Origin of the sequence: Ornithinibacter sp., assembly GCF_035443565.1 — a bacterium.
In the GTDB taxonomy this organism is placed as follows: Bacteria; Actinomycetota; Actinomycetes; order Actinomycetales; family Dermatophilaceae; genus Fodinibacter.
Genome location: NZ_DAORSO010000028.1, coordinates 23963 through 25570 on the forward strand (window position 1 = coordinate 23963; position 1608 = coordinate 25570).

A 1608-nucleotide genomic window follows, 5' to 3' on the forward strand; every position below is an offset into this window, starting at 1 on the left:
ACATCCGCGTGGCAGGATGACCAGTCGATGCCAGCGCGCCGCACGGGCTGCGCAGGTCAGGTTCGAGGAGGACGACGTGGCACTTCCCGGTAGGGGCGGGGACCGCACGAGTGATGCGGTCAAGGACGTCAGGAGCGCGCTCGAGCAGGCTCAGGCCGGCACCGCGGACCAAGGGGTCCTGGACCGCCAGTCCACGAAGTTCGTCCAGAACATCCTCGACCTCGGGGTCGACGGCAAGGGCTGGTTCGACTCGGCCGCCCACGAGGCCGACGAGGCGCTGCGGGAGAACGGCGGTGACGTCGAGGCGGCCGTCGATGCGATCGTGCGCAGCCACGTGACCAAGGGCGCCGGCACCGGCTTCCTGACCAGCGTCGGTGGATTCGTCACCCTCCCGCTGGCGCTGCCGGTGAACCTGCTCGCGTTCTACCTGCTCGCCACCCGCATGACGGCCTCGATCGCCAAGGTGCGCGGCTACGACCTGTCCTCGGAGCAGATCCGCACCGCCGTGCTGCTCACCCTCGTCGGTGCTGACGCCGACGACCTGCTGCGCAAGGCCAACGTCGTCGTGCCGGGCGGGACGCTGTCCAACCTGGCCGTGCAGCGCCTTCCCGGGCCGGTGCTCATGGTGGTGCAGAAGGGCATCGGCTTCCGGCTGCTCGCCCAGGTCGGCACCAAGTCCTTCGCGCGGCTGGGTCGCCTCGTGCCCGTCGTCGGCGGCGCCGTCGGTGGCGGCCTCGACGCGTACATGCTGAGCCGGTTCGCCCGCAACGCCAAGGACCAGTTCCCGCGGGTGGCCCCGGCCATCGAGCGCTGAGGTTCGCCTGAAGGGCGAGGCGTGCGTCACGTCCGGTCCGGGAACGGGAATCACCCGTCGTTCGTCCTTCGTTGAGCACAACGGCACCGTGGTGCACCCACGCCCACGAATGACCGGCTTGACCCCAGGAGGAACCCCCATGGCATCACCCAAGCGCTTCGCGGCCATCGCCGCCGTCTACCAGGCCGTCCGCGTCGCCGTGCGTCCCGGCGGCCCCTCGCTCGGTGAGCGTGCCGGGGCCTTCCCCCGACTGGTGCGAGCCGCGATCACGGGGGAGTACACCGGGATCAGCAAGGGCCGCCTCGCCCTCATGGTCGCCGCCCTCGCCTACATCGTGTCCCCGCTCGACCTCATCCCCGAGTTCGTCATGCTCGCCGGGCTGGCGGACGACGCGCTCGTCATGGCGTGGTTGGCCACGCAGTTCGTCGAGGAGACCGAGGCGTTCCTGGCGTGGGAGCTCGCGCAGGTCTCGCCGGCCTACGCCACCACCTCGGGACACGCGTTCCCGGGCGGCTCCTCCTCGTCGTCGCACACCGTGCGCGGCAGCGTCATCCGCTGACTCCGGTCCCTCCTGACCGAGGCGGTCTCCTGATCGCGTGGGTGGCACCAGCGCCCGCACCGTTGCGCGGGCCGTTGTCCACAGCGACGCTCTGACGGCCCGTTGTCCACAGGCCAGCATCCGTCACCTGACACCCTCCTCGCGTGCGGGGAGGGTGTCGTCATGACACCAGACATCACCCTTCGAGGGCCGGGAGACATCGTCTCGGTCCTGCCCTACCACCTGGGCTACCACC

Annotated in this window: 2 protein-coding genes; both read left to right on the forward strand. The window is 70.5% G+C overall.

Features of this window, described 5'->3' with window-relative positions; translation table 11 throughout:
* The first annotated feature begins 76 nt into the window (after positions 1 to 76).
* Entirely contained in the window at positions 77 to 814 is a 738-nt protein-coding gene (locus tag PLL68_RS05240) for an EcsC family protein (RefSeq protein ID WP_324532310.1), read from the forward strand.
* A gap of 139 nt (positions 815 to 953) precedes the next feature.
* Positions 954 to 1373 carry a YkvA family protein gene (locus PLL68_RS05245; protein WP_324532312.1) on the forward strand — a complete coding sequence of 140 codons (420 nt, stop codon included), beginning with the start codon at positions 954 to 956 and terminating at the stop codon, positions 1371 to 1373.
* Positions 1374 to 1608: the final 235 nt, after the last annotated feature.